This is a genomic window from Muricoccus roseus, assembly GCF_900141905.1.
GTDB classification, from domain to species: Bacteria; Pseudomonadota; Alphaproteobacteria; order Acetobacterales; family Acetobacteraceae; genus Roseomonas; species Roseomonas rosea.
Genome location: NZ_FQZF01000006.1, coordinates 115,525 through 140,129, shown reverse-complemented (window position 1 = coordinate 140,129; position 24,605 = coordinate 115,525). Strand labels below are relative to the sequence as shown.

Annotated in this window: 21 protein-coding genes; 5 read left to right on the top strand and 16 right to left on the bottom strand. The window is 70.6% G+C overall.

All coding sequences use genetic code 11. The features are described 5' to 3' along the window. Positions 1–1,305, bottom strand: a complete 1,305-nt coding sequence (locus BUB97_RS06650) for a hemolysin family protein (RefSeq protein ID WP_073132889.1) — start codon at positions 1,303–1,305, stop codon at positions 1–3. 306 nt (positions 1,306–1,611) lie between these two features. Between BUB97_RS06650 and BUB97_RS06645 the strand changes: the two genes are divergently transcribed. Together BUB97_RS06645 and BUB97_RS06640 are read left to right on the top strand one after the other, a co-directional pair. Further along, positions 1,612–4,410, top strand: coding sequence for a glycosyltransferase (locus tag BUB97_RS06645; RefSeq protein ID WP_073132887.1), 2,799 nt, complete (start codon positions 1,612–1,614; stop codon positions 4,408–4,410). Positions 4,411–4,570: 160 nt separating this feature from the next. After that, positions 4,571–4,828: a hypothetical protein gene (locus BUB97_RS06640; protein WP_073132885.1), complete on the top strand. Its 258-nt coding sequence runs from the start codon at positions 4,571–4,573 to the stop codon at positions 4,826–4,828. 288 nt (positions 4,829–5,116) lie between these two features. Here BUB97_RS06640 and BUB97_RS06635 read toward each other — a convergent pair whose 3' ends face one another. From BUB97_RS06635 to BUB97_RS26770, 5 genes are read right to left on the bottom strand one after another with little or no spacing between them, the layout of a single operon-like run. Next, entirely contained in the window at positions 5,117–5,548 is a 432-nt protein-coding gene (locus BUB97_RS06635; protein WP_073132883.1) for a GNAT family N-acetyltransferase, read from the bottom strand. Beyond that, a complete protein-coding gene (locus BUB97_RS06630) occupies positions 5,545–5,937 on the bottom strand; it encodes a VOC family protein (protein WP_073132881.1) in 393 nt (130 codons plus the stop codon). Before BUB97_RS06630 ends, BUB97_RS06635 begins: the two co-directional genes overlap by 4 nt. Positions 5,938–5,947: 10 nt before the next feature. Beyond that, entirely contained in the window at positions 5,948–7,456 is a 1,509-nt protein-coding gene (locus BUB97_RS06625; RefSeq protein ID WP_073132879.1) for a M81 family metallopeptidase, read from the bottom strand. Between the two features lie 2 nt (positions 7,457–7,458). Then, a complete protein-coding gene (locus tag BUB97_RS06620) occupies positions 7,459–8,712 on the bottom strand; it encodes a Zn-dependent hydrolase (protein ID WP_073132877.1) in 1,254 nt (417 codons plus the stop codon). Further along, positions 8,709–10,001, bottom strand: coding sequence for an ArgE/DapE family deacylase (locus tag BUB97_RS26770; RefSeq protein WP_073132874.1), 1,293 nt, complete (start codon positions 9,999–10,001; stop codon positions 8,709–8,711). The genes BUB97_RS06620 and BUB97_RS26770 overlap by 4 nt, the downstream gene beginning before the upstream one ends. A gap of 115 nt (positions 10,002–10,116) precedes the next feature. On the opposite strand from BUB97_RS26770, the gene BUB97_RS06610 reads away from it, so the two are divergent. Next, positions 10,117–11,148, top strand: a complete 1,032-nt coding sequence (locus tag BUB97_RS06610; protein WP_073132872.1) for a histone deacetylase family protein — start codon at positions 10,117–10,119, stop codon at positions 11,146–11,148. Next, positions 11,145–12,656, top strand: coding sequence for a YifB family Mg chelatase-like AAA ATPase (locus tag BUB97_RS06605; RefSeq protein WP_073133029.1), 1,512 nt, complete (start codon positions 11,145–11,147; stop codon positions 12,654–12,656). The genes BUB97_RS06610 and BUB97_RS06605 overlap by 4 nt, the downstream gene beginning before the upstream one ends. A gap of 290 nt (positions 12,657–12,946) precedes the next feature. On the opposite strand, the gene BUB97_RS06600 is transcribed toward BUB97_RS06605, so the two are convergent. The 8 genes from BUB97_RS06600 to BUB97_RS06565 form a co-directional block, all read right to left on the bottom strand. After that, the gene (locus tag BUB97_RS06600) at positions 12,947–14,182 is read right to left on the bottom strand and encodes a phenylacetate--CoA ligase family protein (protein WP_073132870.1); all 1,236 of its coding nucleotides are present in this window, start codon (positions 14,180–14,182) and stop codon (positions 12,947–12,949) included. Continuing rightward, positions 14,179–15,018 carry an ABC transporter ATP-binding protein gene (locus tag BUB97_RS06595; protein WP_073132868.1) on the bottom strand — a complete coding sequence of 280 codons (840 nt, stop codon included), beginning with the start codon at positions 15,016–15,018 and terminating at the stop codon, positions 14,179–14,181. The genes BUB97_RS06600 and BUB97_RS06595 overlap by 4 nt, the downstream gene beginning before the upstream one ends. Continuing rightward, positions 15,018–16,301, bottom strand: coding sequence for an ABC transporter substrate-binding protein (locus BUB97_RS06590; protein WP_073132866.1), 1,284 nt, complete (start codon positions 16,299–16,301; stop codon positions 15,018–15,020). The genes BUB97_RS06595 and BUB97_RS06590 overlap by 1 nt, the downstream gene beginning before the upstream one ends. Before the next feature lie 43 nt (positions 16,302–16,344). Then, on the bottom strand, positions 16,345–17,412 hold the full coding sequence (locus BUB97_RS06585) for a branched-chain amino acid ABC transporter permease (RefSeq protein WP_073132864.1): 1,068 nt from the start codon (positions 17,410–17,412) through the stop codon (positions 16,345–16,347). Positions 17,413–17,416: 4 nt separating this feature from the next. After that, a complete protein-coding gene (locus BUB97_RS06580) occupies positions 17,417–18,310 on the bottom strand; it encodes a branched-chain amino acid ABC transporter permease (RefSeq protein ID WP_073132862.1) in 894 nt (297 codons plus the stop codon). A gap of 2 nt (positions 18,311–18,312) precedes the next feature. Then, complete coding sequence (locus BUB97_RS06575) at positions 18,313–20,205, bottom strand: AMP-binding protein (protein WP_073132860.1); 1,893 nt, start codon at positions 20,203–20,205, stop codon at positions 18,313–18,315. After that, positions 20,202–20,972, bottom strand: a complete 771-nt coding sequence (locus BUB97_RS06570) for an ABC transporter ATP-binding protein (protein WP_338141773.1) — start codon at positions 20,970–20,972, stop codon at positions 20,202–20,204. The genes BUB97_RS06575 and BUB97_RS06570 overlap by 4 nt, the downstream gene beginning before the upstream one ends. A gap of 288 nt (positions 20,973–21,260) precedes the next feature. Continuing rightward, positions 21,261–22,016, bottom strand: coding sequence for a glycerophosphodiester phosphodiesterase (locus BUB97_RS06565; RefSeq protein ID WP_073132856.1), 756 nt, complete (start codon positions 22,014–22,016; stop codon positions 21,261–21,263). Positions 22,017–22,145: 129 nt separating this feature from the next. Here BUB97_RS06565 and BUB97_RS06560 point away from each other — a divergent pair, with 129 nt between their 5' ends. Further along, complete coding sequence (locus BUB97_RS06560) at positions 22,146–22,433, top strand: hypothetical protein (protein ID WP_073132854.1); 288 nt, start codon at positions 22,146–22,148, stop codon at positions 22,431–22,433. Positions 22,434–22,438: 5 nt separating this feature from the next. Here the strand turns inward: BUB97_RS06560 and BUB97_RS06555 are convergent, their stop codons facing one another. Further along, positions 22,439–23,386: a nucleoside hydrolase gene (locus BUB97_RS06555; protein ID WP_073132852.1), complete on the bottom strand. Its 948-nt coding sequence runs from the start codon at positions 23,384–23,386 to the stop codon at positions 22,439–22,441. Beyond that, on the bottom strand, positions 23,383–24,564 hold the full coding sequence (locus BUB97_RS06550) for a M20 aminoacylase family protein (RefSeq protein WP_073132850.1): 1,182 nt from the start codon (positions 24,562–24,564) through the stop codon (positions 23,383–23,385). The genes BUB97_RS06555 and BUB97_RS06550 overlap by 4 nt, the downstream gene beginning before the upstream one ends. Between the last annotated feature and the right edge of the window lie 41 nt (positions 24,565–24,605).

Genomic DNA, 24,605 nt, shown 5'->3' with positions numbered 1-24,605 from the left:
TCAGACCGGAACCGTCTCGTCCTTGGCCGCCAGCACCTTGTCCACGCGGCGCCCGTCCATGTCGATGATCTCGAACCGCCAGCCGCCGAAGACGATCCGGTCTCCCTCCTTCGGCACGCGGCGCAGCAAGGCGAGCATCAGCCCGGCGACCGTATGGTAGGTGCCGGGCTGCGGCAGCACCGGCAGGTCCAGCCGGGCGCGCAGCTCGTCGCTGGGCATCATCCCGTCCAGCAGCAGGCTGCCATCGTGCCGCTCCACCGCCGGGCCGGATTCGAGCGGCACGGCTGGGGCGCCGAGCTCGCCCACGATCGCCTCCAGCAGGTCCGAGGCCGTGACCACGCCCTCGAAGGAGCCGTATTCGTCCATGACCAGAGCGAGGCCGAGCGGGTCCTGGCGGATGCGTTCCAGCGCGTCCAGCGCCGAGAGGTTGTCCGGCAGGACCATGGGCTGGCGGAGCACGCCGGCGACCGAGAGGGGCTGGCCCGAGAGGACCTGGTCCAGCAGGTCCTTCGCGGCGGCGACGCCCACCACATTGTCCACCCGGCCATCGGCCACGATGAAGCGGTTCACCGTCTCGCCCTTCAGCTTCTCCGAAACCTCCTCGGGCGTGGCGTTGCGGTCCAGCCAGGCGATCTCGGTGCGCGGCGTCATCAGGGCACGAACCGGCTTGTCGGCGAGGCGGAGGACGCGCTCGATCATGTGCCGCTCCTCCGTCTCCAGCGCCCCGGCCTCCGCGCCCTCGGCCACCACCGCCTTCACCTCCTCTTCCGTCACGGACTGCTCGATCTGATGGCTGGCGCCCAGCAGGCGGAGGACGAGGGCGGAGGAGCCGGAGAGCAGCCAGACCACCGGGGCGGAGAAGCGGGACAGGGCCAGCATCGGCCGCGCCACCACGATGGCGAACTGCTCCGGGTTCCGCAGGGCCAGCTGCTTCGGCACCAGCTCCCCCAGGATGAGGGACAGGTAGGTGATCAGCACGACCACGAGGAAGAGCGCCGCCTCGTTGCCATAGGGCGCCATGCCTGGAATCGACTCGAGGACCGGGCCGAGGGTGGCGGAGAGCCGCGCGCCGCCGAAGGTGCCGGCCACCACCCCCACAAGGGTGATGCCCACCTGCACCGTGGGCAGGAAGCGCTGCGGGTCATCGGCGAGGGCGAGCGCCGCCCGCGCCCCGGCCGAGCCGGCCTTTTCCATGGCCGAGAGGCGGGCCCGCCGGGAGGAGACGATGGCCAGCTCGCTCATGGCGAAGACGCCGTTCAGCAGCACCAGCAGGATGATGATGCCGATTTCCAGCAGTGCCGACATGGTGCGGAGGAGGATCCTTCTGTCTGACCCCTCGGGGTCGGGCTGTCCGACCCCTGGGGGGTTCGGGCGGGCACATCATAGGGCCCGGCGGTCCCTCTGCCTAAGCCCAGGAGAGCCCAGGGAGGGCCCGAGGAGGGCGCCGTGAATGGCCCGGCATTTTTGTTGCGCCGCAATCTTGCCCAGATTGGGCCGGAAGGGCGCCGCAGCCAGGGGGGTTGATGGCATTGAGCGCAGATGGCGCCCAGACCATGTCAGCCCGGATCGGCCGGGCGGTGGTCCGGGCCCGGCGCCGGAGCCCTCCACGCGATGAACGCGCACGCCGCACCGCGCCCCTTCCGTAGTCCCGAAGCCCTTTCCACCCCCGCGCGCCCTGCCGGGCTGGCCCGGCACCGCACCACGCTCATCGTGCTTGTGCTGGTCGCGCTGGCGCATCTGGGCGCCTGGTGGGCCCTCAACCGGCCGGTCGCCATGCCGGACTTCCGGGGCCAGGTGAACGGCCTCGCCTTCGCCCCCTACCAGCGCGGGCAGAGCGCGGAGGGGAGCAACTGGCCCACGCCGGAGCAGATCGAGGGTGACCTTCGCCGCGTCGCGCCCATGACGCGCCATATCCGCACCTATGCGGCCCATGGCGGGATCGAGCGGATCCCCGAGATCGCCTGGAACACGGGGCTCGACCTCAAGATCACCCTCGGCTCCTGGCTGGACCGGCGGCTGGACCGCAACGCGGCCGAGCTGCGCCGCCTGGTGCAGGTGGCGCGGGAGAGCCGGAACGTCGAGCGCGTGCTGGTCGGCAACGAGGCCGTGCTGCGCGGCGACGTCACCCCCGCCCAGATGGTCGGCTATATCGAGCAGGTGCGCCGCCAGGTGCGCCAGCCCGTCTCCACGGCCGAGCCCTGGCATGTGTGGATGGACCATCCCGAGCTGGGCAATGCGGTGGACTACATCACCATCCACCTCCTCCCCTATTGGGAGGGGCTACCGATCGACGACGCGCTGCGCTTCATCATGGAGAAGTACGACGCCGTGCAGGCGCGCTTCCCCGGCAAGAGGATCGTGATCGGCGAGGTGGGCTGGCCGTCCGACGGCGTGGCCCAGGGCGCCGCCCGCGCCACCCGCGTGAACCAGGCGCTGTTCCTGCGCAGCTTCTTCAACATCGCCGAGCAGCGCGGGCTCGACTACTTCGTGATGGAAGCCTTCGACCAGCCCTGGAAGGTCTCCTTCGAAGGCCGCGCGGCCGGCCATTGGGGCATGTATGACCTCGACCGCCACCAGAAGTGGCCGCTGACCGGCCCCGTGCAGGAGACGCCGGGCTGGCTGGGCTGGGCCCTGGGCGCGAGCCTCATCGCCTTCCTCGCCGCCTTCTTCTTCCTCGCCCGTCGGCCGGACATCCGCTGGCAGGGCAAGCTGATGCTGGCCGTGCTCTCCCAGGGCTTCGTCGCGCTGGGCACCTGCGTGGTGCTGGCGATGAGCGAGACCTACATGTCCACCACCGCCGGCGTGGTCTGGTCCCTGCTGGTGGCGGGGCAGGTCCTGCTGCTGGCGCTGCTGCTCTCGGACGGCTTCGAACTGGCCGAGACGCTGTTTGGCCGGGTTTCCAAGCGCCGCTGGCCCGCCCTGCCCGCCTCCGATGGCGCAGCCCTGCCCAAGGTTTCGATCCACCTGCCGATCTGCAACGAGCCGCCGCAGATGGTGCGCGAGACGCTCGATGCCCTGGCCGAACTGGACTATCCGGACTTCGAGGTGCTGGTGGTGGACAACAACACCACCGACCCCGCCCTGTGGGAGCCGGTGGCCGAGCATTGCGCCCGCCTCGGCAGCCGGTTCCGCTTCTTCCATCTCGGCAAGTGGCCGGGCTTCAAGGGCGGCGCCTTGAACTTCGCCCTGCGCGAGACGGCGCCGGACGCCGAGATCGTGGGCGTGATCGACAGCGACTACATCGTCCGGCGGGACTGGCTGCGGCGCATGGCGCCCTTCTTCGACCGCCCTGAGGTGGGCTTCACCCAGAGCCCGCAGGACTATCGCGACGGCAACCAGGGCCTCTTCAAGCGGCTGATGTTCTGGGAGTATGCGGGCTTCTTCAAGGCCGGCATGGTCACGCGCAACGAGCGCAACGCCATCATCCAGCACGGCACGATGACGCTGATCCGCAGGTCGGCGCTGCTGCATGCCGGCGGCTGGGCGGAGTGGTGCATCTGCGAGGACAGCGAGCTGGGCCTGAAGCTGATGCGCCAGGGCTGGGAGGCCGTGTACTGCCCGGACTCCATGGGCCGCGGCGTGATGCCGGACGACTTCTCCGCCTACCGCAAGCAGCGGCACCGCTGGGCCTTCGGCGCGGTGCAGATCGTCAAGCACCACTGGAAGGCGCTGCTGAACCCGTTCGACCGCAGCCTGACCCAGGGCCAGCGCTTCCACTTCGTGATGGGCTGGTTCCCCTGGGTGGGCGATGCGCTGGGCCTCGCCTTCGTCATCGGCGGCCTGATCTGGTCCGTGGGCCTCACCCTCATCCCGCTCACGCGCCTCTATCCCACGGTCGACCTCTTCGGCCTGAGCATCGCGACCGAGGGGCTGCGCACCGCCCTCGTCTCGCTGGGCCTGTCGGACGAGTTCCCGATCACTCTCTTCATGATCCCGAGCATCGGGCTCTTCGCCTTCAAGTTCGCCCAGATTTGGCTGCTCTACCGCGCTCGCGTCTCCTGCGGCGCCTGGGATCGGCTGGGCGCGGCCCTGGGCGGGCTGGCGCTGTCCCACACCATCGGCAAGGCGGTGTGGCAGGGCTTCTTCAAGCGGCGGGCCCACTTCGCCCGCACGCCGAAGATGGAAAACGCGCCCGCCCTGGTTCAGGGGCTGATGACGGCGCGGCAGGAGCTGGTGTTCATGCTCCTCCTCTGGCTTGCGGCCGCCGGCATCACGCTCGCGCATCGGGGCGGCACCTGGGAGGCGATCCTCTGGACCGTGATCCTGCTGGTGCAGTCCGTCCCGTATCTCGCCGCCGTCTCCATGGCCCTGATCGCGGCCGTGCCCGCCGAGCGGACGGCGGCACTGCCGGGCGCGGTCTCGGCCCCGTCCTCCGCCGGCCAGGCGGTGGCACGGACCGAGGTGAACTAGGACAGGACCGGCCCATGAAGCGGCCCGCGGGAGAGATCCCGCGGGCCGTTTTCCGTTCTGACCGCGCGGTCAGAATTGAACTTCGTTAACGCAGTTTGAAGATGTGCGGCTCCCACGCGCGGCGTTAAGCCTTCAGTCATCTTTTGCGAGAGCGAAGCCCATGGCCGAGATCCTTCCCCTCACCCGTGATCCGCAGGACCGGCTGCAATCCGCCCTGCGCCTCCTCGCCATCGCCCAGGAGGAGCAGCGGGGCGCGATCAACGCCTTCCGCGAAAGCCTCTACAGCCTGCGGGACAGCACGCAGCGTCTGCAGGCCAGCGTTCACGGCTGGCAACGCCAGCTCGCCGCCACCGGGCGCGAGGTGGATACGGCGCGCGAGGCCGTTCGCACGCTTGGAGCCACCGCTGCCCGGATGTGATCCCGTCGCGGGGCCTTGTTCTGCGCTGGCGGTCTGTCCCGGGGAGAGGAAGAAGGAATTCTTCCTCTCCCCGAGCCCCTCACCATCATCTTTTTCTTCGAGCTGGAGTCATTCGGCTGACGGTGCGCCTCGGGCTGTGGACCCGAGGCGACTGCAAACGCAGGAAGGGCACCCGCAGCCAGGGTCCCCTTCAGTCCGGGGCATCCACGGCAGTCAGACGGGGTTCCAAGGGCCTCAGGCCCTTGGCGGGTGGAGGGCAGAGCCCTCCAACACAACGACCCCGATCGGTCAGAGCGGCCGCATATGGGTCGCCGACCGCAGCACCGCCGGCAGAAAGCCGCAGGCCTCGTAGAATCGCCGGGCGGCCGCCGGTGAGCGGACGCGGAGGGTATGGAACCCATGGGCCTCCGCCGCCGCGGCCTCCACTAGCGCCCGGCCGATGCCGCGCCCGCGATGCGCGGGCGCCACGTAGAGCCGGCGCAGGCGCGCGACACCGGGCTCCTCCGCATAGGGGTCGCGGCTGAGCCCGACCATGCCGGCGAGGCTGTTGCCCCGCCAGGCGGCGAACATCCCCTCGCCCGGCCCATCGAAGCGCAGCACGCCGCTCGTCCAATCCTCCTCCAGCACGCGCAGCATCCGCCAGCCCTCGGCGAGGGCGGCGTCACGCAGCGTGGGGAAGCCGGGTGGCAGGGCGGCGACGCGCTCGATGCGCGTGCTCATCCGCCGCGGTGGACGACGTGCAGCTTGTTGCCCTCCGGGTCCCGCACATAGGCGCCGTAGTAGTCGGAGGCGTAGCGCTCCCGAATCCCGGGCGCGCCCTCATCCGTGCCGCCATGGGCCAGGGCCGCTTGATGGGCCGCATCCACCGCCGCCCGGCTGGGGGCGAAGAACGCGACCATGCAGCCATTGCCGGGATGCGCCGACTCGCCGTTGAAGGGTTGCTGCACATCGAAGGTGGGGTGCCGCGTGCCCGGCGCGCGGTAGCAGATGCCTTTCGGCCCGGCCGTCGAATCCGGCCCGCGCTCGAGGCCCAGGGGCAGCAGCACGGCATCATAGAAGCGCGCCATCGCCTCCAGGTCGCGCGCGCCCACCATCACATGGCTGAACATCCGCTCCTCCCTATCCTCTCGAAGCCGGGGCGAAGACGTCGTTCGCCCCGGGACGAAGGCGCAAACCCGGGCGCAGGTTGCGGAAGGGCAGCGTCGCCGGATCGGCCACCACCGGCCCTGGCGCGGCCACCACCAGCACCCGCTCAGCGATGGGCTGGAAATCGGCGCGGAAATGGACGGAGGACTTCACGGCGACGATCCGCTCCTGCGCCGGCTCCACGCCGATATGCCGGAACAGGGCGAGGTCATAGGCCTGCATCTTGCGGCTGGTGATGATCACCTTCACGCCGCCGATGGCGATGAGTGCGGATGGTCCGAGATCGGCCGGGTTGCCGCCCGCCATGGCGCCCGTGCAGGTGAACCGCCCGTTGGAAAGCCGCAGCACACGCGCGGTGACATCCAGCGGCGCGCCGTCGCTCTTGCCCCCGAGGCGAAGGGAGAGCGTCGCCCCCTCCCCGGCCTTGTGGCAGGCGGCCGCGCTCTCGGCATCGTTGATGGAGCCGACCACCGCCTGGCGCGCGCCCTGGCGCACCAGCTCCGCCAGCAGGCCTGTCGTGTCCCCATGGCCGCCGCCGCCCGGATTGTCCTGCGTATCCGCGAGCACCACGGGGCGCGAGGCCTGGACCTTCATCGCCTCGGCCACCGCCCGGGCGGCGGGCAGGATCTCCCCCGCGAAGTCGCGTTCCCGCCGGTTCAGCAGGGCGAGGAACTCATCCGCCGCCGCATCCGCCGCCCCCTGGTCAGCCGCATAGGCGGCGATCGCCATGCCGCAGCCCGGGAAATCCGCGTAGGGAAAGCCGAAGCAGAAGGCGAGCTCGGCCACGCCATGCCGCGTCGCGATGCGCTCCCGCTCGGCGAAGACCTCGCTCATCGGCGGCACCAGCGTGCACTGGCTGGTGATGGGCAGCCAGAAATCCACCTGGCGGTAGGCACGCGCGAAGGGCCTGCCGCGCCGGATGCGCTCCAGCAGCAGCCGCAGGGCGCGGGCGCCGGCCTGCTTCATGTCCACATGCGGGTAGGTGCGGAAGGGCGAGACCGCATCCGAGCGCTCGACCATGGCGGCCGTCAGGTTGCAATGCGGGTCGAGGCTGCAGGTGATGGGCATGTCCGGCCCGGCCACCGCGCGCACGCGGCGCAGAAGCTCGCCTTCCGCATCGGGGAAGGCTTCGGCCACCATGGCCCCGTGCAGGTCGAGATAGATCCCGTCCAGCGGCTCTTGCGCCATGGCGGCCGAGAGGTCTGAGACGATCCAGGCCGCGACGCGCTCAAAGGCCTCGGCCGTCACCGGCCCCGCCGGGTTGGCGAAGGCCCAGGAGAGGGGGGCGAGGCGCAGCCCGCTGCGCTCGCCGGCCTCGATCGCGCCAGCCGCCGGCACGCCGGTGCCGCGCAGCCCCTCCAGCAATCCGGCCGGGCGCTGCGGCGCCGGCCAGCCGCCCGGCTCCGCGAAGTCCCTCCACCCCGTGGGCACCGGGGCGAAGGAATGGCTTTCATGGAGGAAGCCGCCGATGGCGATGCGCATGCTCAGGACCTCGCGATGCCAGCGGTGGCGACCACCGCATCGGCCAGGACGAGCAGCCCCGCCTCGGCCCATTCCGGCGTGATGCTCTCCGCCTCGTTGTGGCTGATGCCGCCATGGCAGGGGCTGAAGATCATCACCGCCGGCACCTGCCGGGCGACATAGACGGCATCATGGCCGATGCCCGTCGGCATGTCGCGGAAGGAGATGCCCCGGGCCCGCGCGGCGACCCGCAGGCGCTCGGCGAGGACCGGGTCGAAACCGGTCTGCGGAAAGGCCCAGAAGGGCGTGACCTCCACCGAGACGCCGCGCTCCTCCGCGACGGCGGCCGCCTTGTCGCGTAGCGCGGCGGCCATGGCGTCCAGCACCACCTCGTCCCCGTGCCGGAGGTCGACGCTGAAGCGCGCGACGGCGGGCACGACATTGCGGCTGGAGGGCTCCACGGCGATGCGCCCCACTGTCGCGCGCCCGTCGCCGCCTGCGCCGAGCGCGATGGACTCGAGCGCCCGGATGAGCACCGAGGCGGCCACGAGCGCATCGTGCCGGTGCGACATGGCGCCGCCCGCATGGGATTCCTCGCCCGTCACCACCACGTCGAACCATTGCTGGGCCAGCGCATGGGTGACGACGCCGACATCGATCCCCTCCCGCTCCAGCACGGGCCCCTGCTCGATATGCAGCTCGAAATAGGCTTCGAGGTTCCGAAGCGCCGCCGGGTCTTCCGGCCCGGCCCAGCCGATGGCCTCCAGCGCCTCGCCGAAGCGGGCACCCTCCGGGTCCCGCGTGTCCAGCACCTGCTGCTCGTTGAAGGCGCCCATGGCGGCGCCGCTGCCCATCATCGGCGGCGAGAAGCGGGCCCCCTCCTCATTCGTCCAATTGATGAGGAGGAGCGGCGCCTCCGTCTCGGTCCCGGATTCATGCAGGGCGCGCATCACTTCGAGCCCGGCCAGCACGCCCAGCACGCCGTCGAACTTGCCGCCGGTCGGCTGGGTGTCGAGATGACTGCCGATGGCGACGGGGCGGCGGGACGGATCGCGCCCCGGGCGCAGCAGCGCCATGTTGCCGAGGCGATCCGTGGTGAGGGTCAGCCCCACCTCCCTGCCCCAGCGCGCGAGCAGTGCCCGCCCCTCGGCGTCCAGCGGCGTCAGGGTCTGCCGGTTGCAGCCGCCTTTCGGGGTGGCGCCGATGCGGGCCATCTCCATCAGCGAATCCCACAGGCGCGCGCCGGAGAAGGGGATGTTGCGCGGGACGGTGCTCACGCCGCCTTCTCCACCCCGCACCACTCGGCCATCAGCAGCGCGATGCTGCGGGTGATGTTGTGCATGGAGGCGAGGCCGACGCTTTCGTCGATGCCGTGGATCTCCTGAGCGTCCGGCCCGAAGCAGGCGACCGGCGTGTCCTGGTAGAGGGTGAAGAAGCGGCCGTCGGTCAGGCCCGTCGCGGGATACTCGCGCAGCTCGCCGCCCGACACCTCGGCATAGGAGCGACGGGCGAGCTGGCAGATCTCGCTTTCCATATCGAAGGCGCAGGGATCGGCCATGAAGCCCTTGAACTCGAGCTTCACCTGGGTGCCGCGCAGCGCCGGGTCGGCCGCGGCCTCGGACACGATGCGCTCGATATCCGCCTTGGTCCGCGCCGCGCTGTAGCCGAGCATCACCCCGACGCGCAGCCCGATCCGCGCGCGGGTGGGGACGGAGGAGTTCCACTCGCCGCCCTCGACCGTACCGAGGTTGACGTTCACCGGATGGTTCACGCCCCGGAAGGCCGCATGGATGTTCTCCGCGCGGTTCCGCTCGTTCTCATAGTCCTTGAAGCGGCGCGCGATGCTCATCGCCCCCTCGATGGCATTGATGCCCGCATGCATGTCCCGCACATGCGTCGGGCGGCCCGTGACCGTCACCCAGGCCCAGACGACGCCCACCTCGGCCGAGTAGATCGCGGCCAGCCCCGGCCCGGGCTCGGGGATCACCACCGCATCCGTGCGCGGCATGGCCAGCATGGTGGCCAGCGCCCCGTTGCCGCTGCACTCCTCCTCGATCACGGCCTGCATCTGCACGGAGGCGGCGGGCTGCAGCCCAGCCAGCTTCAGGGCCTGGAAGGCCGTGAGGTAGGAGACGATGCCCGCCTTCATGTCGCCCGCACCCCGGCCGTACATGCGGCCATCCCGGATGGAGGGCTCATAGGGCGGGGTGATCCAGAGATCGGCCGCGCCCTCCGGCACCACGTCCACATGGCCCTGCAGGGCGAGGCTGCGGCCCTTCGTCTCGCGCGGGGTATGAATGGCCGCGACATTGTCGCGCCCGGCGTAGGAGATCAGCGGCGGCGAGAAGCCGGGATGGTCCTTCAGCGCCTCCGGGTCGGTCGGCACGCGGCGCGCGGAAAGGCCAAGCGACTCATAATTCGCCGCCATGAGGTCGAGCGCCCCGGCTTCATTGCCCAGCGTGGAGTCGCACCGGACGAGCGCCGCGAGTCGCTCGATCGCCCCCCCCTCCAGCGCCGTCACGGCATCCAGGATCGCGCGCTTGGCACCGGGGTCGAGAGGGGGCATCGGGTCGTCCTGGTCGGGTGGAAGGCGCGCAGGCTACTCCCTCGGCGCCGGGTGTCGAGACAGGGGGCGCGCCGCGCGTGGACAAGCCCCTGGGCGGCCCATAGGGTCGGCCTCCATGCAAGCCTTCGATCACCCGCTGGAATCCGCGCATGCGCCGCAATTCTTCCTCATGCGCGGCGTGCTGCGCCCGAACTTCGAGGTGCCGGCCCGGGCGGCCGCCCTGCGCGGCGGGTTGAAGGCGCTCGGCATCACCGCGGAAGCGCCGGCACTGCCCGAGCGCGCCGCGCTCGAGCGCGTCCACGCGCCGGACTATCTGGACTGGCTGCGCGACGGACCGGCCGAATGGGCCACCATCCCTGGCGCCGGGCCCGAGATCGTCTCGAACATCCATCCCTCGCCGGAGATGCTGGCCCAGGGGGCCCGCCCCTCCACCCGAGCCGTGGGCAAGGCGGGCTGGTACACGGCTGACACGGCCTGCCCCGTGGGCGCCGGAACCTGGCAGGCGGCGCAGGCCGCGGGGGGCTGCGCCCTGGCGGCGGCCGGCGTGGCCGCGAAGGGCGGCACCGCCTATGCCCTCTGCCGCCCGCCGGGGCACCATGCCTATGCGGCCCGGGCCGGCGGCCATTGCTATGTGAACAACGCGGCCCTCGCCGCCCAGGCGTTGCGCGATGCGGGCGCGGCCCGGGTGGCCGTGCTCGACATCGACAGCCACCACGGCAACGGCACCCAGGGCATCTTCTGGACGCGGCCGGACGTGCTCACCGTCTCCATCCATGCCGATCCGGACGCCTATTACCCCTGGTTCGTCGGCCATGCGGCCGAGACCGGCGCGGGCGACGGCGCCGGCTTCAACCTGAACCTGCCCCAGGCGATGGGCACCGGCGACGTGGCGTGGCTCGAGGCGGTGGCCGCCGGGATCGCGCGCATCCGTGCCTTCGGGGCGGAGGCGCTGGTGGTCTCCCTCGGCTTCGATGCCTCCGAGGACGAGCCGCTGGCCGCGCTGCGCGTGACCGAGGATGGCTTCGCCCGCGCGAGCGCGGCCATCGCCGCCCTTGGCCTGCCGACCGCCATCATCCAGGAGGGCGGGTACAACGTCGATGTCATCGGCGGCCTGCTCGCCCGCTTCCTCGGTGAGTGGCGCGGGTGAGCCTCGCCCGCGTCACGACCTTCTCCTTCCACGGCGTCGAGGCGGTTCCGGTCGAGGTCCAGGTGCAGGTCGCCACGGGGCTGCCCGCCTTCACCGTGGTCGGCCTCGCCAACAAGGCCGTCGGCGAAAGCCGGGAGCGCGTGCGGGCGGTGCTCTCGGGCCTCGGGCTCTCGCTACCGCCCAAGCGCATCCTGGTGAACCTCGCCCCCGCGGATCTCCCCAAGGAGGGCAGCCATTTCGACCTGCCCATTGCCCTCGGGCTCCTCGCCGCCATGGGCGTGATCCCGGCGGATGAGCTCGCGCATTTCGCGGCCATGGGCGAGTTGGCGCTGGATGGCAGCATCCAGCCCGTGGCGGGGGTGCTTCCCGCCGCCCTGGCCTGCGGCGAACGCGAGCTGGGGCTGGTCTGCCCCGCTTCCCAGGGCGCCGAAGCGTGCTGGGCCGGGGCCACGGAAGCCGTGGCGGCGCCGGACCTCCGGGCGCTGATCGCCCATTTCCAGGGGCGCCAGCTTCTCTCGCCCCCTGCCCCCGCCTCCCCGGCGGCCGATGCGGCGCGCGGCCCGTGCCTTTCCGAGGTACGCGGGCAGGAAAGTGCGAAGCGGGCGCTGGAAATCGCGGCCGCGGGATCGCACCACCTGCTGATGGTCGGGCCGCCCGGATCCGGAAAGTCGATGCTCGCCGCGCGGCTGCCCGGTTTGCTGCCCGACCTCTCTCCCTCCGAGGCCTTGGAGGTCAGCCTCGTGCGCTCGGTCGCGGGCGGGCTGGAAGGGGGGCGCATCAGCCCCCGCCCGCCCTTTCGGGACCCGCACCATTCCGCCTCCCAGGCGGCACTGACCGGCGGAGGGCCCAAGGCCCGGCCCGGCGAGATCAGCCTCGCCCATCGCGGCGTGCTCTTCCTCGATGAGCTGCCCGAATTCCCCCGCCCCGCGCTCGAAGCCCTGCGGCAGCCTTTGGAGACCGGCCGAGTGATGGTCGCGCGCGCGGCCGCCCATGTGAGCTACCCCGCCCGCGTGCAGCTCGTGGCGGCGATGAATCCCTGCCGCTGCGGCTACCTCGGCGATGCCGCCCGGGAATGCGGCACCGCGCCCCGCTGCGGCGAGACCTACCAGGCCAAGCTCTCAGGCCCGCTGCTGGACCGCATCGACCTGACGATCGAAGTGCAGCCCATCCCGCCGCGCGAGCTCGCCCGCGCCCCGACCGGCGAGACGAGCGCGGAGGTGGCGGCGCGGGTCGCCGCCGCCCGGCAGGCCCAACGCGCCCGCTACGAGGGCCTGGGCATCAGCACAAATTCCGAGGCACCGGTGGAGGCCATGCGGGAAGGCTTCGCGCCGGAAGCCCTGGCCCTTGCGGAAACGGCCGCGGAGCGCCTTTCCCTCTCAAGCCGGGGCTTCACCCGCACGCTGCGAGTGGCCCGGAGCATCGCCGACCTCGCGGGTGAGTCCATGGTGGCACGGCCCCATGTCGCAGAGGCCCTCACCTTCCGGCAGCGCCGGCCTGCGGCGGGGTGATCCTGGTCGGCGGGTGGTGTTCGATGAGGGCTCCGCCCCTTTCCGCCAAGGGCCCGAGGCCCTTGGAACCCCGTCTGACTGCCGTGGATACCCGGGATCAAAGGGGTCTCTGATTGAGGGTGCCCTTCCGGCGTTTGCAGTCGCCTCGGGTCCATGACCCGAGGCGCACCGTCAGCCCGGTGATTCCAAACTCGAAGAAAAAGATGATGGTGAGGGGCCCGGGGAGAGGAAGAATTCCTTCTTTCTCTCCCCGGGACAGACCGACAGCCCAGACCCCCGGCGGCGCCCAATCACCCCGGCAGGGGCCGCGTATCGTCCACCACCTTGCCATCATTCGGCAGACTGCCCGGGGGTACCAGCGCCACGCCCCCGCGCAGCCGGGTGACGGCATGCAGCGCCGCAGCCAGGCGCTCCCGAAGGGCCGGGTCCTCGGCCGCCTCGGCGCGCAGTTCCATCCGGTCGCGCCCCTGGTCTTCCGAAATGACGAGGCGCAGACGGCCGAGCCCCGGGCATTGCCGTGCCAGCTCCGCCACCATCTCGGGCCGCACGAACAGGCCGCGCACCTTGGCCGCCTGGTCGGCGCGGCCCATCCAGCCCCGGATGCGGCGGTTGGTGCGGCCGCAGGGGCTGGAGCCGGGCATGAACGCCGAGAGGTCGCCGGTCGCGAAGCGGATCAGCGGGTAGGCCTCATCGAAGACCGTCACCACCACCTCGCCCACCTCGCCTTCTGGCGCCGGGTCGCCGGTGCCTGGGCGCACGATCTCGACCAGCACGCCCTCGTCGAGGATCAGCCCTTGGCGCGCCTCGCTCTCGTAGGCGATCACGCCGCATTCGGCCGTTGCGTAGGATTGCAGGACCGTCAGTCCACGATCGGCGTAGAACTGGCGGAGCGAGGGCAGGTAGGCGCCGCCGGAGACATGGCCCAGGCGCAGCGACGACACGTCGAGCCCCAGCTCATCCGCGCGTTCCAGAACCGTTTTCAGGAAGTCCGGCGTGCCGGAATAGGCGCGTGGCCGCAGATGCGCCATGGCGCGTGCCTGCGCCTCGGTGTTGCCCGTGCCAGCGGGGATGACCGGGCAGCCCAGCGCCCGGGCCCCTCCCTCCAGCATGAAGCCGGCAGGGGTGAAGTGATAGGCGAAGCAGTTCTGCAGGATGTCGCCGGCGCGCAGGCCGGTAGCGTGCAGCGCGCGTGCGAAGCGGAAGCTGTCCACCGCCTGACCCTGCGGCTCGTGGATAGGGCCTGGCGAGACGAAGATGCGGGCCAGCTGCCCCACCGGCATGCCGTTCAGCCCCGCAAAGGGCGGCTCCGCAGCCTGGGCGCCGATGAGCTCGGACTTCCGCGTCACCGGCAGGCGCGCCAGCGCCTCGCGCGAGGTGACGTCGGCCGGCGCGGTGCCGTCCAGCACGCGCCGCGCATGCGCCGATCCGGCGGCGGCCCGGGTGAGGAAGGCCGGCAGGCCTGCCAAGAGGGCGGCTTCCCGCTCCTCCGGCGCGCGGGTCTCCAGCCCGTCGAAGAAGGCGCTCAAAGCCAGCGCTTCCGGCGCTTATAGGATTTGAGGTTGCGGAAGGATTTCCGCTCCGCGCCATGGCCGCCGAGGTAGAACTCCTTCACGTCCTCATTCGCGGCCAGCGCCTCCGCCGTTCCGTCCAGTACCACCTTTCCCTGCTCCATCACGTAGCCGTACTGCGCGACGGAGAGGGCCATGCGGGCATTCTGTTCCACCAGCAGGATGGTGACGCCGAGCTCGCTGTTGATGCGGCGGATGATGCCGAACACCTCCTTCACCAGCAGCGGCGAAAGACCCATGGAGGGCTCGTCCATGAGGATCAGCTTCGGACGCGCCATCAGCGCGCGGCCGATGGCCAGCATCTGTTGCTCCCCGCCCGAAAGGTAGCCCGCGAGGCCGGTGCGTTCCTTCAGCCGCGGGAAGAAGGAATAGACCATCTCGATGTCGCGGCGGATCTCGTTGTCCCGGCGCGTGAAGGCGCCGAGGCGGAGATTCTCGAGGCAGGTCATGTCGGCGACGATGCGGCGCCCCTCCATCACCTGGAAGATGCCGCGCCGGACGATGTCATGCGGGTCGATGCCGTCGATGCGTTCACCGGCGAAGCGCACCTCGCCGCGCGTGACCTCGCCTTCCTCCGTTTTCAGAAGGCCGCTGATCGCCTTCAGCGTCGTGGACTTCCCGGCGCCATTGGCCCCGAGAAGCGCCACGATCCCGCCCTGCGGCACGGCGAGCGAGAGGCCGCGCAGCACCAGGATGACGTCGTTGTAGACGACCTCGATATTCGCCACCTCCAGCAGCGGCGGCGCGGCGGCCGATGCTGCGGCGGAGGCCGGGTGCTGCGCGGTGTCCAACATCACCAGCCCAGCAGCTCGCGCTTGCGCTCAAGCTCCACTGTGGTCACCGGCTCCAGCCGCATGGTGCCCGCGCGCATCAGCTCGGCGACCGAACCCTGGGAGGTGTCGCCATTCACCACGGCGCGATAGATGGCCACGCGCATGGTCCCGCGATGGTCCTCCGCGGTGAAAGTGGACGGCGTGCAGACACCCTCGAAGCCCTTGGGCACCCAGTTGGCGCGCTCGTAGAAGCCCTTCTGGATCCGCTCGCCCGTGACCTGTCCGCCGTTTGCTGCGGCCGTGTCCATAGCCTCGACCATCAGCATCGCGGCGCAGGCGCCGGCGAGGTAGTGGACAGGGCGGTAGGCAGTACCCGAGGGGTCGGAGATGCGGCTGATGGCGCGGATGGTCTCCATCCCCGGCGCGTCCTGCCCCGTCACAACCTGGGTGCGCACGGGGAAGACCACGCCGTTGGCGGCACTGCCCGCGGCCTTCATGGCGTTCTCGTCCATGCCCCAGACATTGCCCATGAACTGGACCTGCACCCCCGCGGTCTGGCAGGCGCGCAGGACGGAGATGTTGGAGCCGGCCGTGTTGCCGAGATAGGCGTAGTTCGCGCCCTGCTGCTTCAGCGTCAGGCACTGGGCGGTGTAGTCGCCCGGGGTGAGGGCGAACTGGATGGCGGGCAGCACCTCGAAGCCGAGCTCCCGCGCCATGGCTTCGCCCGCCTCCTTCGGCGAATTCGGATAGGGGTGGTTGCCGCCCATATGGACGTATTTCGGCCGCCCCTGCCCGCCCCGCGCCTTCCAGTCATCGGCCGCCCAGCGCAGCATCCCGCGCAGCGCGTCCGAATAGGAGGGGCCGAAGAAGAAGTTGTAGGGCGAGGCCTCGACGCCCTGCCGCCCGGACTTCCCGCCCGCGTCGGTCAGCGCCGCGGAATAGGAACCGGAGATGAAGGGAATACGGTCGCGGTTCACGAAGCGCACCAGGGCCTCGGTATCCGCCGTGCCCCATCCCTGGATGGCGACGACGCGCTCCCGCCCGGTCCACGCCTGGTACTGGCTGACGGCGCGTGGCGCCTGGTAGCCGTAGTCGAAGCCAAGGACGTTCATCTGGCGCCCGGCGATGCCGTTCCGCGTCTGGTTCACCCAGGCGAGCGTATCGGCCACGCCCTGGCCATAGGGCACGCCCACGTCGGATGTGGCGCCCGAATTGTCCATCAGGTGCCCGACAGGAATGCGCTGCTGAGCCAGGGCGGGGGCCGCCAGGGCGAAAGTCACGGCCAGTGCGAGTGCTGCCTTCATCGTCCGTCTTCCTCTCTCGGCCGCTTTGGCGCGGCTCATTGGGTCAGTGCGAATAGGGGTAGAGCTTCCAATAGGCCTTAATGAGCCTCCATCGTCGCGCCAGCCCGTCCGGCTCGAAGATGAGGAAGAGGATGATCGCGGCGCCGATCGCCATCTCCCGCAGGAAGGAGATATTGCCGCCGATCTTCAGCATGCGGTCGAGCGAGCTTCCCGCGATGGCATCCGCGCCCGCCTGCACCAGCTCCGGCAGGGCAACCATGAAGGCCGCGCCCATCAGGCTGCCCATGATGGAACCCAGCCCGCCGATGATGACCATGCTGAGGAACTGGATGGAGAAGAGGATGTTGAACGCCTCCACGCTCACGAAGAGGAGGTGATGCGCGTAGAGGGCGCCGCCGATCCCCGCATAGAAGCTCGATATCCCGAAGGAGAGCGTGCGGTAGTAGGCGAGATTGATCCCCATGATCTCGGCGGAGAGATAGTGGTCCCGCACGGCGATCAGGGCACGGCCGTCCCGTGTCCGCATGAGGTTCGCCGCGCCGACGAACATGATGATGACGAAGGCCAGGACGAGGTAGAAATAGGTCTCCTCCCGGTCGAACGCGAAACCGGCGATCGTCGGGGGCTCGGTGATCCGCCCGGCCACACCCCCCGTGAACCACTGGGCGCGCGCGAAGAAGTCCTCGAGGATGAACTGCGCCGCGAGCGTCGCGATGGCGAGGTAAAGCCCCTTCAGCCGTGCCGCCGGCGCGCCGAAGACCAGCCCGACGGCCGCCGTCATCAGCCCGGCCAGCGGGATGCAGAGCAGCACCGGGATCTGGAAGCGCTCGTGCAGCCAGGCCGAGGCGAAGGCGCCGAAGCCGAAGAAGGCGGCGTGCCCGATGCTGATCTGCCCGGTGAAGCCTACCAGGATGTTCAGCCCCAGCGCCGCGATCCCGAGCGTGCCGACATTGATAAGCAGGCCGAGCAGGTAGCGGTCCAGCACCAGCGGCGCGCAGCACAGGATGGCGATCCCGACCCAGAGCGCCGCGCGGCTGCCCAGTGTGGGGAAGATGGTCGTGTCGGCGCGATAGCTCGTGCGGAAGTCGCCGGCGGGGGTCATCACCGTCATGGCGTCAGATCCGCTCGATGTTCTTGGTGCCGAACAGGCCGTAGGGCTTGACCATGAGGATCAGCAGCAGCGCGTAGAAGGGCGCCACCTGGTACATGTTCCCCCAGTTCAGCCACTGCCCGTCCACATACTGGGCCAGGTTCTCCAGCACGCCGACGATCAGCCCGCCCAGCACTGCGCCGAGGATCGAATCCAGCCCGCCGAGGATCACCGCAGGGAACACCTTGATGCCGTAGACCGACAGCGCGGAGGAGACACCGTTCACCATGCCCACGGTGACTCCCGCCACGGCCGAGACCACGGCCGAAATGGCCCAGGACATGGCGAAGACGCGCGGCACGGAGATGCCGAGGGATTGCGCCACCTGCTGGTCAAAGGCGGTCGCCCGCATGGCGAGGCCATGCCGCGAGTAGCGGAAGAACCAGCCGAATCCCGCCATGATGGCCAGCGAAATGCCAAGCGAGAGCAGGTAGGCGGTCTGCACCTCCAGCCCCAACACGGAAACGCGTTCGGCACTGAAGACCGGCGGGAAGGGCTTGGCGAAGACGCCGAAGATCCACTTCATCAGCGCCTGGAAGAAGATGCCGAGGCCGATGGTCGCCATGATCACACTGATCACCGGTTCGCCGATCAGCGGGCGCAGCACGACCACCTGCAGGATGATCCCGAACAGCGTCATGAAGGCGAGGGTGACGAGGAACCCCGCCCAGAAGGGCAGCTGCCATTCCGTCAGCAGCCACCAGCACACCCAGGCGCCGACCAGCAGGAACTCGCCCTGGGCGAAGTTCACGACTTGGCTGGCCTTGTAGATGAGCACGAAGGACATCGCGACCACGCCGTAGAGCGCGCCGACGATGAGGCCGTTCAGCAGAAGCTGGAAGAGAAGCGCGCCTTCCATGGTCAGGCTATCTCCCTCTGGCGGGTGGCGGAGGCCACCTGCAGCACCGTGCGGATGCGTTGCTTCGTGCCGTCCTGGAAGGCGATGGTGGTGTCCACCGGGATCGCCTCCTGCCCGGCATAGATCGCGTCGATGATCGTGCCGTATTTCTCGTTGATCACACCGCGCCGCACCTTGCGGGTGCGCGTCAGCTCCTCGTCATCCGCATCCAGCTCCTTGTAGAGCAGGACGAAGTCGCGGATGCGCTGGGGCGGCGGGAGGGTGGCATTCACCTTCGCCACCTCTTGCTGGAGGAGTTCCAGCACCTGCGGCCGGGAGGAAAGGTCGGTATAGGTGGTGAAGGAAATGCGGTTCCGCTCCGCCCATTTGGAGACGATGGGGAAGCGGATGCAGAGCAGCGCCACGAGATGCGACCGGCCATGGCCCAGCACCACGGCCTCGGCGACATAGGGGCTGAACTTCAGCTTGTTCTCGATGAACTGGGGGCTGAACTTCTCGCCGGCGGCGGTGGTGGCCAGATCCTTCACGCGGTCGATCACGACGAGATGGCCGGCGCCGTCGAAATAGCCGGCATCCCCCGTATGCAGCCATCCCTCACGCATGTCCGGGATGCCTTCGACACCGTGGTAGCCGCTGAACATATGGCCGTGCCGGGCGACGATCTCGCCGACACCATTCGCATCGGGCTGGTGGATGTCCACCTCCACGCCGTCGAAGGCGGCGCCGACCGTGTCGAAGTTCACGTCGTCCCGCCTGTGCAGCGTGTAGGCGCCCAGCGTCTCGGTCTGGCCATAGAGCTGGCGCAGCGGCACCCCCATGGCCTGGAAGAAGCGGAAGGTGTCCGGGCCCATGGCCGCCCCGCCGGTCGCCGCCGAGGTCAGGCGGGTGAAGCCCAGCCGGTCCCGCAGCGCCCGGAACAGGATCAGGTCCGCCAGCCGCGAGCGCCGCCCCTTCTCCAGCGCGGCAAGGCCCAGCCTCATGCCCCAGTCAAAAGCACGCCGCTTCATGGGCGAGGCGTCCATCACGCGCGCCCGCACATCGGCCGCAATCGCCTCCCAGACGCGCGGCGCGAAGAGGACGAAGCTCGGCCCGATCTCGCGGAAATCCGCCATCATCGTCTCCGGCTCCTCGACAAAGGAGACCTTCATCCGCGAGACAAGGCCGAAGCCGAAGACGTACATCTGCTCCATGATCCAGGGCAGCGGCAGGACGGAGACATACTCGTCCCCCGGCCCCTTCGGGTCGGCGGCCAGATAGGCCTCGGCATGGCGGATCAGGGCGCGGCCGCAGAGCATGGCGAGCTTGGGGCGCGCGGTGGTGCCGGAGGTCGTGCAGAGCACGGCGATCCGCTCGCCATCCGTCGCATCCACCAGCCGGTCCCAGGCGGTCGGATCGGCGGCGTGCGCGGCCTCCCCCCGCGCGACGAGATCCGCCATCGGCATCAGCCGCGGATCGGAATACTTCCGCATGCCGCGCGGGTCGGAATAGAGAACGAGCCGGAGCCCGGGCACCTGCTCCGCGATGTTGAGGAGCTTGTCCACCTGCTCCTCGTCCTCGGCGATCACCACCGTCGCGCCGGCATGGGCAAGGAGATTCGCGACCTCATCCTCCAGCCCGTCGCGATAGAGGCCAAGGGAGCGCGCGCCGATCGCATGAGCCGCGATCTCGCCCATGACCCAGTCCGGCCGGTTGTCGCCGATCAGCGCGACGACATCCTCCGCCCCCACCCCGCAGGCCTGCAGGCCGAGCGCGATGGCACGCGTGCGCGCCTCGTATTCCGCCCAGGTGAATGCGCGCCAGATCCCGAGGTCCTTCTCGCGCAGCGCCACCTCGGCCCCATGGGCGCGGGCGTTCCGCCTGAGGAGGCGGGGCAGCGTGTCGTCGACGCCGTTCATGCGGGCACCGCCTCGGCCGGGGTCGCGTCCTCCTCGCCCAGATAGGCCCGGCGCACGTCGGGGTGCGCCATCACCTCCTCCGGCTCGCCCTCGACCAGCTTGCGGCCGAAATCGAGCACCATGACGCGGTGGGAGATGTCCATCACCACGCCCATGTCATGCTCGATCATCAGGATCGTCATGCCCCATTCCTCGTTCAGGTCGAGGATGGTGCGCGCCATGTCCTCCTTCTCCTCGAGATTCATGCCCGCCATGGGTTCGTCGAGAAGGATGAGCTTCGGCCGCAGCGCGACGGCGCGCGCCAGTTCCACGCGCTTGCGCAGCCCATAGGAGAGCGTGCCGGCCTGCGCCTTGCGGATGTGCTGGATCTCGAGGAAGTCGATGATCTCCTCGACCTCGCGCCGGTGTTCCAGCTCCTCCCGCTGCGCGCCGCCGATCCAGTAGACCATGCCCCGCAGAAAGCCGGAGTTCAGCAGGTGGTGGCGGCCCACCATGATGTTGTCGAGCACGCTCATATGCCCGAACAGCGCCAGATTCTGGAAGGTGCGGCCGATGCCGAGCGCGGCGCGGCGGCTGGGCCGCATGCGCGTGATGTCCTGCCCGTCGAACAGGATCCGCCCCTCGGTCGGGCGGTAGCGGCCGGAGACGCAGTTGACCATCGAGGTCTTGCCCGCGCCGTTGGGCCCGATGATCGAGAAGACCTCTCCGCGCCTGACGGAGAAGGACACGTCGGTCAGCGCCCTGATTCCGCCGAAGCGCAGGGACACGGAATCAGCCTGCAGGATTGGCGCGTGATCGCCCACCCAGACGCTCCCTCAATGACTTATCGTTGAGGGGAGCATGGGGGCCAGGACGGGCCCCGGCAAGGCCCTTGTTCAGGGACGCGCCTGCGGATGGCTCCTCCGCCGGCGCGAGGGCCTCAGGCCGGTCAGACGGGGCTTGCGGGTCGGTCCGGACGGGTCTTTTCCGTCCCTGCGGCGTTGCCGGCCTTGCCGATGCGGAGAGCATCGGCCGCGCCCGGCGCCTGGCAGGGCGGAAAAATCCCTCGCCGCACCTCAGCCGCCAGCCCCGTCTGACCGGCCCGAGCCGCGCAGGGAAAGGGCGAGCACCGGGTCGTCCGTGGCGATGGCATCCACCCCAAGGGACAGCATGCGGCGGATGGATGGCTCGTGGTTGGCCCCCCAGGCCGCGACCCGCAGCCCCGCCCCGCGAAGCGTGCCGAGCATCGCGGCATCCATCGCCGTCTCGTGGGTCTCCACCATGGAGACGCCGGCCCGGCGGGCGACGGCGGCCACGCCATCCACCCCGAGGCGCCGGACCATGACCGGCATGAACAGCCAGGCCACGTTGCGCAGCCCTCCCGCCTGCACGGCGGCCGCGGCGATCTCGGCCTCGAAGACGATGACCTCGGTCCGGCCGCGCAACCCGAATCGGTCCAGCTCCGCCAGCACGCGGGCCAGCAGGTCGAAATCCGGCCTTCCCTGCCAGTTCGCCTTCACCTCGACCTGAAGCCCCACCTCGCTCTCCGCGACCAGGGCCAGCACATCCTCCAGGCGCGGCAGGCTTTCGCCTCCGGCCGAGATCAGCTTCACCGCGGCGAGCTCCGCGGCAGAGCGCTCGCCGATCGGCCCGCGGGCATTGCTCGTCCGGTCCAGGGTCGCGTCATGCATGACCATGGCCTCGCCGTCGGCGGAGAGGTGGACGTCGCATTCCACCGCATCCACCCCGGCCGCGATGGCCTGCCGGAAGGCCATCATGCTGTTCTCGGGCCAGAGGATGGCGCCGCCCCGATGGGCGATGATCTCGGTCATTTCGTGTTCCGGTTGATCTGCACAAGGCGGCCCAAGCTGTCTAAGGTGGTCCCCGGGCGCGACCGGCCTTCTAGAGCCGGGCCTGGCGCCCGGGAAGACATCAGCCAGAACCGGACGGACCAGGAAGCCATGACCCTATGCCTCGTGCTGCACGAGCTCCCCGAGGGCGGGGCGGAGGCCATGGAAGCCTCGATCTGGGAGCTGAGCGAGAGCCACTGCATGCTGAAGGGCGGCATGCTGGTCGATACCAGCGTTTCCCCGAACTACCTGCACTCGCATCTCCGCCGCGCCCTCACCGGCGCGGGGCTGGAGGGCAAGCTGCTCGTCACCCATGTGACGCAGGACGTGCACATGTCGGGCATGGACCCGGACGTGGCCGGCTGGATCGAGGGCAGCCTGAAGGCCGCGGCGGAGTAGCCCTCTCAGGGTAGCCGGGCGAGGCGGCCGCCCAGCAGGGCGAAGAAGCCCTCCGCGTCCAGCGCCTCGGGCAGGGTCACGGCCGGCGCGGCTCCGGTCCGTCCCCAGCGGTCGATATGGGTCCGGCCCCGCGCCGGCCCCGCGCCGCAATCCACCACCACCGCGGCGGCGGTCGCGTGGAACAGCTCCGGCGCCACCAGCCAGGCCACCGCGCAGGGGTCATGCAGCGCATGCCCCTCCCCGCCCAGGCGGCGGGAGGGCGGGATTCCGGCCAGGATGTCGCAGGCGGCGTGCAGGCAGGCGCCGCCACCCAGCGCGCGCATCGCCGCCACGCGCGCAGGGGTGACCAGGGCCTGCGCGGTCAGCTCAAGCGTCACGAGGGTGACGGGCCGCCCGGCGCCGAGGAGGATGTCCAGCGCCTCGGGGTCGCTGGCCGCGTTGAACTCGGCCGAGGGGGTCCAGTTCCCCTCCCCCCACGCGCCGCCCATCAGGACGATCTCGGCCACGCGGTCCGCCAGGGCGGGCTCGGTGGCCAGTGCCAGGGCGAGGTTGGTCGCGGGGCCGATCCCGACCAGCGTGACGCTGCCCGGCCGCGCCGGGCGCAGCAGCGCGCGGATGGCGTCCGCCGCCACGGCGTCCACGGGTGGCGGGCCGGGCGGCAGGGCGATGCCGGCCAGCCCATCCGCCCCATGCACCACGCCATCCCCCCTGAAGCCGCCCCCCATGCCGAAGCGCAGCGGCCGGTCCGCGCCCGGCACCACCGGCACCACGGCCCCGGCCAGGCCGACCACGGCGCAGGCATTGGGCAGGGTCCGTTCCAGCCCGGCATTGCCGCCGGCCACCGTCACCATCCGCAGGTCGATCTCCGGCGAGGCGAGGGCGAGCCAGAGGGCCAGGGCGTCATCCGTCCCCGGGTCGCAATCCAGGATCACCGCCTGGCGCTGGCCGCTCATGCCGCCAGCTCCGCCTCGACGATGCCGCAGAGGAAGGCGGCGCCGGTCGCGAGCGCCGCGTCGTTGAAGTCGAAATGCGGGTTGTGGTGCCAGCCCTCGGGATGCGCGGGATCCCCGGTGCCGAGCCAGGCATAGGCGCCGGGGCGCGCCTCCAGCATGCAGGCGAAGTCCTCGCCCGCGGTGATGGGCGGGTGGTCGTCCCGCGCCCGCTGGGCCCCCACCGTCGCGGCGGCGGCGCCGTGCATCAGAACCGCCTGGGCCGGGTGGTTCACGGTGGGCGGCAGGCGGCGCGTGTAGACCGGCTCCGCCTCCACCCCCTTCATCGCGGCAACGCCGCGCGCCATCGCGCCGATCCGCGCTTCGAGCATGTCCCGCACCGGGGCGGAGAGCGCCCGCGCCGTGCCGCGCAGCAGCACCTCCGCCGGGATGACGTTGGGCGCCTCCGGGTGGCCCGCGGCCAGGTGGCCGACGCTCACCACCCCCGCCTGCATCGGGTCCAGCTCCCGGGCGACGATCGACTGCAGCGCGGTGACGAAGGCGGCCGAGGCCAGGATGGCGTCCGTGCCCTGATGCGGCTTCGCCCCATGCGTGCCACGCCCGCGGAACCGCACCTCCCACGTGTCCGAGCTGGCGAGGACCGCGCCGCGGGGTACGGCGATGGTGCCGAGCGGCAGGCCCGGCAGATTGTGGATGGCGTAGACGGCATCCACCGGGAAACGCTCGAACAGCCCCTCCCGCAGCATCGCCTGGGCGCCGCCACGCGACTCCTCGGCGGGCTGGAAGATCAGCCGGACCGTGCCCGCGAAGCGGTCCCGGTTCGCGGCGAGCCAGTTCGCGGCGCCCAGCAGCATGGCGGTGTGCCCGTCATGCCCGCAGGCATGCATCCGGCCCGGGCTGCGGCTGGCCCAGGGGGCGCCGGTCGCCTCCTCCATGGCCAGGGCGTCCATATCCGCCCTCAGCCCGACGGCCCGGTTGCCCGGCCGCAGGCCGCGGACCGTGCCCACCACGCCGGTGCCCGCGATCCCCTCTTCCACCTCCATCCCGACCGCCCGCAATTCCCGCGCGACGAAGGCGGCCGTGCGGTGCTCCTCGAAGCCGAGCTCGGGATGGGCGTGCAGGTCCCGCCGCCAGGCCGTCATCCTCTCGGCAAGCGGCTCCAGGGCCTCGACGCTGGGCATGGGGGGCGGCGCTCCGTTGCGGGGAATGGACCGACCATGCC